We start from the raw sequence: 9,655 nt of genomic DNA, 5'->3' as shown, positions 1-9,655 counted from the left end.
GCCTTCTTTATGAAGTTGTCTGCTTTCATCATATTTCTTCGTATCTTTCAAAATTCCAAAACCTCCTATTGTTCAGTCCTTCCCACACTAAAGCGTTTTGCATGGTACTATGACTTCTGCTGACTTCTGATAGTTCAGACATACATCACTGTATGGTTTGTTATTTCTAAATTCATATCCACAACTTATCTATCAGATCTCCCCGGGTAAGAACGCAATCTTTCACTCCATCTATCTGCTACATTTACATAGCCTGTTTCGAATAGTTTTTGGGCTTCGTTTTGTGTAGCAAACTCACCCACAAGCATATGCCTTTTATGTAATTTCTGTTCGTCAGACCAGAGTTTGGCCGCAGACTTCCTTCAGATTATCCTACTACTCGGATAATCTGAATTATCCGAGTAATACCATTATCCAAGTAATGGTTAGAAATGATTGGCAACAGGAGCTTTTAATAAAAACTACTCGGATAATTCATATACTTCCGTTTATAGTTATTTCATTTTTAAAATTTTTTCCAAAAATGGAAGTGTTAATTTGATTGAAGAATCTATTCCCTCATCATTTACTACTGTTTCATTAAGAAAGGTTCTATTACGTAAATATTTATTTACTAAATCTTCACTTACTGTTGCGTAAATCATGGTTGTTTCAATTGATGAGTGCCCCAAAAAATTCTTTATTACAGGTAATGGGATTCCTGATTCTAACATATGAACAGCTATGGAATGACGAAAGCTATGTGGTGAATAGTGTCTTTCAAGAAAAAGATACGGCCACTCAAGCCTTGCTTTTAAAACATACTTTTTAACAATACTTTCAACACATGAGATTGTCATATGTTCATGCGTTTGACTTGAGAATACATGATGGCTTCGTTGCATTTCAGTATCAAGTTTATTACGTTTTAGGTGCTTTTTAAGAAGCTTAGCACAGTTATCTGGTATTGTGATTGTGCGTGCTTTATTCCCCTTTCCAACTAAACGTAAAGATGCTTTGCTGTCAAAACGGATATCATTTACCGTTAGATCACATAGTTCCTGACCTCGTGCCCCACTTGCATACAGTACACTTAACAGCACTCTATCGCGTTTTTCAATGTCTGTTATTGTATCTGGCATCCTTAATAAAATAGAAACTTCTTCAAGTTTGAAATAAGAGGGATATTTCTTAGACTTTTTCTTCTGAGGAATGTTTGATACTGTAGTATTAAATGTAAGTGCAGACGAAAAATTTTTGTTTAGAGCATATTTTGAAAATGACGATATGGCGGCAAGGCGTTGATTTCTTGTTGATATACTGAAGTTTCGTTTTGTTTCCAGCCAAGCTAGAAACTGTTCTATCGTTTCACCCTCTAGATCATGAAAATACACCCTTTCGGGAGACAAGTTTTTTTGGGAGTAAATATATTCAAATAGCAGCTGAAATGCATATTGATATGAACGGATAGTATTGATACTTAATCCCTTTGTTATTGGTAAATATACGTCAAAGTATCTGGATAAGGTCTGTAATAAGTCTGAAGTCTTTTTCATTCCTCAGTCACCTCCGGAAAAACATTGAGCGTATATTGGCTGATACGTTTGTGTGCATCTGGATACAGTTCATAACTGAATTTAAGATATTTATCTGTTTCGTTGATATTTTCATGTCCAAGATATGTGGACATGAAAGGTACCGAATCATCCAAAGTACATCCCTCTGTTTCTCCTTTTGCGAAAGAATTGAATGTGAAAGTATGCCGTAGGCAGTGCAAACATGGCCCTCGATCATGGTTATCAGATCTTTCATATGCAATCGAGGCTTGCTCAAGTATGATTCTAAACCATCGTTCGGCCCAGCTAATACTGTAATGATTATTGTAATAATTAAAAAATACAAAGCTATATTCATTAGGAATAAGGCACATACGTTGGCAGTATTTGCGACATATTATAGTTAATGATTTACTCATTGGTACAAGACGTTGCCTATTTCGTTTGGCTTGCCTGATTATTAGTAACCCATCATCAAGATCAATATCCTTCATCTGTAGAGAAAGAGCTTCGTTAAGCCGTAGGCCGCATCCGTATAACATTCTAACAAGTAGAGGAAATTCAATAGGCGTATTTGAGTAGGCGTTACCACATGACAGATTATCACATGCATCAATAATATGTAACCATTCTTTTTTCGAAAAAATATATGGAACATAGTCTGATGAAGCTCGTGGAATTTCAGGTACAAATGCAATATAGCCTAATGAAATAAGGTACTTGGCAAAATCTCTGATGACTAACACTTTTTTCTTTTTAGTAGATGATTTGCACGTTAAAGTCTTGCACCACGAGGTTAAGGTTTCTTCAGATAATTCTTTTTCTAAAATATTGGATTGCTGTAAGAAAGTATCCAAATTGAGTAAAATATATTTAGTATGCTTAATATATTTCCCAGCTGACGCACGAATCTGGAGATACTTATTAATTTCTTCTGAAAGAACACTTTTGAATTGCATTATGACATCCCTCCAGTTCTATTGAGATATCGGGCGAAGCCTCCGGCAGGTTCGGGGACTTCTAATGCATACACACGTAAATGTTCAATATCTATTTTGGCATAATATTTTGTAGAATTAGGGTCTTCATGCCCTAAGATTTTTTGGACGACACTGTATGGAACATTTTCTTTAATTAGAGAACTAGCAAAACTTGACCGAAGTGAATGAGGACCATGTTTTTTTGAAGTGGTATCAACGCCAGATATATTAAAATATTTGTTAGTAATGGACCATATGGCTGATCTTGATAGTGGCAGAAATTGTGCAGAATTACGTAAAAATATGTATTGGCTTTCGTTTAAATCGTTTCTTTCTAACAGATAGCTATTCAATGATATCTTGATTTCAGGTAAAAGAGGCAACACCTGCAATATACCAGTCTTTATTTGGACTATTTCAATAGTCTCGGTATCATAATGGATATCTTTAAATGAAAGATTGCAGATATCAGAAGCACGTAACCCTAGACGTGATGCAATCATCAGAATTGCATAATCTCTTTTGCCAATCAGCGTTGATTGATTTACGGCATTAAGAAGACATTCTATTTCTTCATTAGTATATACCGTAGGCAATATTTGTGGCGTGACATATCTTGGAACAAGAGTTGAATAGTTTTTATCTAATATATGTTGACTGTAAAGATAATTCAAAAAAAACGGAATTTTTTCACTAAATCCTTCTTTGGATAAAGTAGAAATGAATGCATCATAAATATGATTGGGCTGTAATTCATCTATAGAACTAAGGCCTTGTGATTCAAGTGAACAAAGGAACTGCGCACAATATACCCGTCGTACATTTATAGTTGATTCTTTGTTTCCATGCTTTCGCATAAATGACAGATAATCATCCAGATGGGAACGTAAAATAGCAGGATATATTAACTCATTCGAAGAATGCATACGAACATAGGGTTTTTCATCTAAGATATCATTTAAACGATTAATGATTGTCTTTACATGATTATACCAGCTTGATGACGGATTCTTCTGTTGTCGCCACTCTTGAAGAAAATGTGAACATATCTCTTTTGTATAGTTATTTTCATCGTTAGATTGCATATATCGAGTAATTTTGTTAAAAACACTCTTATAGCACGATAATGTTGATTGACTATAATTTTGCGAATGTAACTGCGTGAGCAATTCACTTGTTAATTCTGATAAATTAGTTTTTAGATTTTGATTTTTCATAATAATTCCTTTCGTAAAATAAGATTGATCCCTCATAAAAGCATCATCCTTATATAGTTTCACCTGGGATAATAGTATTATACGATTGATTTATTGTATAAAGATTATCCGAGTAATCTTCTTGAAATATGCTTGTTTGAAGTAGTCTTGGGATTTTGTTAGGATAATTATTTTACTCGGATAATTCAGATTCCACCTCACGGTGGACACCCTTGTCTCAAGCTATGCACTTGGCACTATTAACCTGTGCTAGGGACTTTCACCCATTAGATTGCGCCCATGCCGGGCGCACTACAAAAACACAGCCAATTTCTTATATTGGCTATGTTAATCCGCTTCGCCATTCATGGCAGCGTCGGAATACTCTATCTATAATCCAATTTGCCATTCATGTCAGCGATAAAATGTTTAAATTATGTCTTTTTCATAGAGCATGCTAACAAAAGTATATATTGCGTAGAATGCGTTTGAACAGGCTTTAGTAATTCTTAATTTATTTTATTTTTAGTTACGTAAAGAAAAATGCATGTCTGAGTGAAGCTAGTTTACATTTTTTAGCAACTGGAAATACAATAGATTTTAGAATTACTTAGCGATGTGAACGCATCTCAGCAATATATACTTTTAGTTATAGCATGTTCTATGAGAATCATCTATTTTCCAATATAAATAACTCTTCAACTCTAACCTCTAAATACTTTGCCAAACGCATTGCCAATTCTAATGTAGGATTATACTTATCATTCTCTATAGCTATAATAGTTTGGCGCGTAACTCCTAAATTGTTAGCCAATTGTTCCTGAGTTAACTTATACCGTTTTCGATGTTCCTTAATGTTATTCTTCATTATGCCTCTCTTTTAAATTGTGAAATAATATTATTTTAATCAAATTATAAAAAACAACTGTGAAAATAATTATTAAAACAGGTAATCCTAATTTTCCACTAATAAAAATATCACAAGCAACCCATATAATAAAAAATACATTAATATAAATAAAAGTCACAAATATAGCTTTATCCGATACTATCCGTTCTCTTTCATCCATAAATCTAAAACCAGTAGTTCCACTAATTAATGCCTGTGCCTTTCCGCCTAACGACTTATTAAATATTACCTGGGCAGCAAATATAAACAAACTTTGTGTAGCACCAATAAAAGCAATAATTGGATTAACCGAAATCGAAATATAAATAGAAGACTTAAATAAATATAGAGGTTGTAGTAATATTAAATTTTTATGCATAATTGATACAATCCACAAAGCCACTATAACAAGTACCTCAAAAAAATAAGTAAAACGAACTGAAATAAGTTTAGCATTTCTTTCACGCTCATCTGCTCCTAAAATCATTTATATATTCCCTCCTAAATGTTAATACATCTTTACATTTTATTATACTAATTTTAAATATAATGTCAAGACTTCTTTACATTTAGTTATTTAAATTAATTCTCTACTTAATATAAAAATTTACTATGCTAATACGCTCAGCCATTCATGGCAGCGTTGAAAGCCCCCATCCCTAATCCGCTCCGCCATTTATGGCAGCGCTTAAATACTCTATCTCTAACCCGCTTCGCCATTTATGGCAGCGCTTAAATCCTCCATCCCTAATTCGCTCCGCCATTCATGGCAGCGCTTAAATACTCTATCTCTAATCCGCTCCACAATCCATGGCAGCGATAGAATGATGAACTTATATCTTTTTCATAGAGCATGCTAACAAAAGTATATATTGCGTAGAATGCGTTTGAACAAGCTTTAGTAATTCTTAATTTATTTTATTTACAGTTGCGTAAAGAAAAATGCTTGTCTGAGTGAAGCGAGTTTGCATTTTTTAGCAACTGGAAATACAATAAATTTTAGAATTACTTAGCGATGTGAACGCATCTTCGCAATATATACTTTTAGTTATAGCATGCTCTATGAAAAATTTAAAACTCGTCTTTATTTCTTATCTTGGTCTTGATTTTGATCTTGACTTTGCTCTTGGTCTTGATCTTGGTCTTGCTCTTGATTTTGACCTTGCTCTTGGTCTTGACTTTGCTCCTGGTCTTCCTTTTGCTCTTTCTCTTGTTTTATATCTTTATTTTTGTCTTTTATTTTATCAATTACCTCTTTAAATGTTACATCATGCATATTTACTATAGCAGTATTCTCAGGTATCTCCCTGGGTACAATTACTATTCCTAGCCTTCTATTTTCATCCATATTGCTATATTTTACATTTTTAAGATCACCAAAAGGTTTCTTTATTTTTAAAGATAATGAACTAAAATTCCCTTTAATTATATTAAAAATTTCTTCCTCAGCCTCTATAGCTTTACCATTAAGTTCCACTATCAAATCTCCACTTTCAATTCCCATTTGAAAAGCAGGAGATCTAGGAGCAACTGCAAGCACCATAATTCCCTCATCACTACTACTAAATTTAGGTCTATTCGTGAACTCCATGTGTTTTTCTAGTCTAAGCATTCCCTCATGTACTACTGCCGCAAATATTAGAACAAAAAATTGATAAACTGTGCCTAGTACTGCGAGTTGTGCTACGGCTGTTAGTAATAATCCATAAGCCATAATTAAAGCACCTGAAGTAAGTGTCTTAGCCCTTTTACTCTTAGTAAAAGTAATGCTACTATAACCAATGACTCCATATAGTGCAATTGATGCTATAACCGAGTTCTTTACAATTCTGTCTAGTATATCCCCTTTTATTAAATGTGTCCATTCAGGAATCATTACATTCTGCCCAGCCACTAAATTGGATGAAGTAGCACTTAAAAGTATAAGCAGTGCAACGGGTAATGCCCAGTATCTTTTTAATGCGAACCCACCAATAATCTTATTATCTCTATTTGTAAATACTGGTATAGCCCCTCTTGAGCCATCTATCATTACTAAACTTCCTTCTATAACATGTAATATTCCAACTAATGTCATTAAAGTCAAAACATCAATATTTATAATATCTAATTGTGGCATGTTTAATATATTCGATGCATATTTAAATAATAAACTAGCTATACCTAAAACTGCACCAGAATAAGAAAAACAAATATATCTAGGCTTAACTGCCATAAAAAATAACGAAACCATAAACAATAAATAAATTTTTGAATTTTCATCAAAAACTAATCCCGTGAACGTAAATATCAAACTAGCTGCCACTCCAGCAAAAATACCTATTACAATTTGAGAAATGGTTAATTCAAATGGAGAATCTATACTTTCTCCCATTATCATCTTCTGCATAGCAGCAATTTTCTTATTCTTATTATAAAAAATTAATGCTATCATTATTAAAATAAATGCATTTGAAGGGTCTGCAATCGCATAAGCAACGGCCCTTAAAGTATGTATTGCAATTTCCATTGGATAAAATTCTCCTCCCATATTAATGAAGTAGGTTATAATTCCCACATGCATTAACGAAACTGTTCTTAAAAATCAAATATCTACCATATTATTGGTAGATATTTGTTAATTATTACTTAATTTTACCCTGAGCTATCTCCAACGCCTTTTTAAACTGTGGATCTGTAGCTCTATTATATGTCTTTTCTTTAAGCGCTTGTGGATATACTACTGCAACTCCTGGTTTAATTCCAATATGCTGTATGTTTTCACCATTTGGAGTATAATATTTTGATATTGTTACCTTTAGTGCCGTACCATCATTAAACCCACTATTAGCTCCAGAAAGCATAGTTTGAACTATACCCTTACCAAATGTTTTTTCTCCAACCAGTGTACCAACTTTATAGTCTCTTATAGCACCCGCAAAAATTTCTGAAGCACTTGCTGATCCTGAATCTGTTAGTACCGTTAATGGCATACCTATAGCTATACCACCCTTTGACTTATACTCTATCTTTTTCTTATTCTTATCTATTGTGTATACTATAGTCTTTCCCTTAGGCACAAAATTAGATGTTAAATCTACCACCTGATCTAAAAGTCCACCGGGATTTCCTCTTTCATCTATTATTAAACTCTTCATTCCTTTATCTTGTAACTCAGTTAATTTCTTTGTAAAATTAGCAGCAGTGTTTTCATCAAACATTGTAAGTTGAATATATCCAACTTTATTTGCTAACATTTCGCCCTTAACTGTTACTAAATTTATAGTAGCACGCTTCATATTAACACTAAAATCAGCTTTTCCTTTTCTGCCAATTGTTAATTTAACTGCCTCGCCTTCTTTTCCTTTCATCATTGCAACTGCCTTCTCTAATTCTTTCCCAGTTACATCCGTAGTATTAACCTTTTTTATGATATCCCCAGAAATTATTCCTGCCGTTTTAGCTGGAGATCCATCAAATGTCGAAATTACAACAATACTATTGTCTTTAACTCCCACTTGCAGACCAAGGCCAGTATAAGCACCTTCTGTTTGAGAATTAAAATCTGAATACTCTTTTTTATTCATGAAAACTGTATAAGGATCTTTTAAAGAATCGGTCATTCCCTTTATTGCTCCCTCTACTAAAACATCATCACTAATTTTACCATCATAATATTGATATAATTTATTCCTAACTAAAAATAATTTCGAGAATTTTTCTACTTGATTATAATCTGATCTTGAAATTATTACTTTCCCATTTGGAGTCCCTAAAGAAATATTAGCTGAAACAAACAAAGTTATACAATTAGTAATAATAAGCAAAGCTACAATCCATATAATTCTTTTTCTTTTTTCATGTCTAGGTCTATCACTACCATTTGATACAGTTTTGAATTTATTTTCATCACCCATTTTATACACCTCTTTGTAATTCTATATATATTATTATGTAATTACGTATAATTTATAACACTAATATTAAATAAACATATTTAACGACGTTTTAGAAGGGAACTACTTCCCTTCTAAAGTCGTAAATAGCCAGCTTTTTTTGATGACTAAAAACCTTTCAAACTAAAATTTTATATTATACTACCAAGAATTTCCTTATTGATATAGAACTTCCTAATGCTCCAATAATTAAGCCACCTAACGTAAACTGCCATAAAGTTGTGCTTAATATAATATGAGGATTCATTAAAGTAATTCCAAGTAATGCACTAGTATACTTCTCAAAAATAAATTTATAAGCATAATACAGTACTCCTGTAGAAATAAGTGCACCTGCTATACCTAGAATCATCCCTTCAATAATAAATGGCCATCTTATGAACCAATCAGTTGCTCCAACAAATTTCATAATTCCTATTTCTTTTTTTCTAGAGTACACAGTAAGTTTAATCGTATTTCCAATTAAGAATAATGATACACCTATTAGAATTACAAATAATACACTTCCTATAACTTTAATGGTATTAGTTATGTTTATAATTTTATCCACAATTTCTCGTCCATCATTAATTTTCTCTATACCCTTTAATCCAGTAACAGACTTAACAACAGTACTTACTATCTCAGGATTTTCTACTTTTACAACATAAGCAGTTGGAAAAGGATTGCTCTTGTCAAATCCTTGCACTAATGATTTACTATCAGGTCCAAATTGCTTCTTTACCTTTTGTAGTGCATCCGTCTTATCTTCATATGTAACACTTGTAACTCCTGCTACTCCATTCAAAGATTTCTCTATAGCTGACTTTTGTGATATCGTTATATTATCTTTAAGATAAATTGTAGCCTCAAGTTTGGCACCTAGCTCCTTAACCCCTGCATTAACATTAAAAACAATTAATAAAAATACACCTAAAATAAACAGGGTAGCTGCTACTGTAGCAACCGATGCTATACTAACAGTTTTATTTCTTTTTATACTTTTTAAAGCATCCGTAATAAAATATTTAATTGTACTAATCTTCATAACCGTATCTTCCCCTCTGCTCGTCCCTAACTAAAACACCTTTTTCTATAGCGAGCACTCTCTTCTTCATAGCATCCACTATATTCTTAGCAT

9 protein-coding genes and 1 pseudogene are annotated in these 9,655 nt (G+C 32.7%); all 10 read right to left on the bottom strand.

Annotation, left to right across the window (positions count from 1 at the left end; genetic code table 11):
- Positions 1–185: 185 nt before the first annotated feature.
- Entirely contained in the window at positions 186–308 is a 123-nt protein-coding gene (locus Q0649_RS12540) for a hypothetical protein (RefSeq protein ID WP_298842380.1), read from the bottom strand.
- A gap of 186 nt (positions 309–494) precedes the next feature.
- The gene (locus Q0649_RS12535; protein WP_298842377.1) at positions 495–1,535 is read right to left on the bottom strand and encodes a tyrosine-type recombinase/integrase; all 1,041 of its coding nucleotides are present in this window, start codon (positions 1,533–1,535) and stop codon (positions 495–497) included.
- Complete coding sequence (locus Q0649_RS12530; protein WP_298842374.1) at positions 1,532–2,494, bottom strand: tyrosine-type recombinase/integrase; 963 nt, start codon at positions 2,492–2,494, stop codon at positions 1,532–1,534. The genes Q0649_RS12535 and Q0649_RS12530 overlap by 4 nt, the downstream gene beginning before the upstream one ends.
- On the bottom strand, positions 2,494–3,768 hold the full coding sequence (locus Q0649_RS12525; protein ID WP_298842372.1) for a tyrosine-type recombinase/integrase: 1,275 nt from the start codon (positions 3,766–3,768) through the stop codon (positions 2,494–2,496). The genes Q0649_RS12530 and Q0649_RS12525 overlap by 1 nt, the downstream gene beginning before the upstream one ends.
- A 613-nt stretch (positions 3,769–4,381) precedes the next feature.
- Positions 4,382–4,579 (bottom strand): helix-turn-helix transcriptional regulator, encoded by a 198-nt coding sequence (locus tag Q0649_RS12520; RefSeq protein ID WP_298842369.1) that lies wholly within the window; start codon positions 4,577–4,579, stop codon positions 4,382–4,384.
- Positions 4,569–5,087 carry a hypothetical protein gene (locus Q0649_RS12515; protein ID WP_298842367.1) on the bottom strand — a complete coding sequence of 173 codons (519 nt, stop codon included), beginning with the start codon at positions 5,085–5,087 and terminating at the stop codon, positions 4,569–4,571. The genes Q0649_RS12520 and Q0649_RS12515 overlap by 11 nt, the downstream gene beginning before the upstream one ends.
- A 597-nt stretch (positions 5,088–5,684) precedes the next feature.
- Entirely contained in the window at positions 5,685–7,109 is a 1,425-nt protein-coding gene (locus Q0649_RS12510) for a PDZ domain-containing protein (protein ID WP_298842364.1), read from the bottom strand.
- 115 nt (positions 7,110–7,224) lie between these two features.
- A complete protein-coding gene (locus Q0649_RS12505; RefSeq protein WP_298842361.1) occupies positions 7,225–8,496 on the bottom strand; it encodes a S41 family peptidase in 1,272 nt (423 codons plus the stop codon).
- Positions 8,497–8,671: 175 nt separating this feature from the next.
- Positions 8,672–9,562 carry a permease-like cell division protein FtsX gene (gene ftsX, locus Q0649_RS12500; protein ID WP_298842358.1) on the bottom strand — a complete coding sequence of 297 codons (891 nt, stop codon included), beginning with the start codon at positions 9,560–9,562 and terminating at the stop codon, positions 8,672–8,674.
- Positions 9,552–9,655, bottom strand: a pseudogene (locus tag Q0649_RS12495) (cell division ATP-binding protein FtsE); the annotation flags it as partial. The gene ftsX and the pseudogene Q0649_RS12495, both read right to left, overlap by 11 nt.

Origin of the sequence: uncultured Clostridium sp., assembly GCF_937920395.1 — a bacterium.
Lineage (GTDB): Bacteria > Bacillota > Clostridia > Clostridiales > Clostridiaceae > Clostridium_AD.
This window is presented reverse-complemented; position numbering and strand designations above follow the sequence as displayed.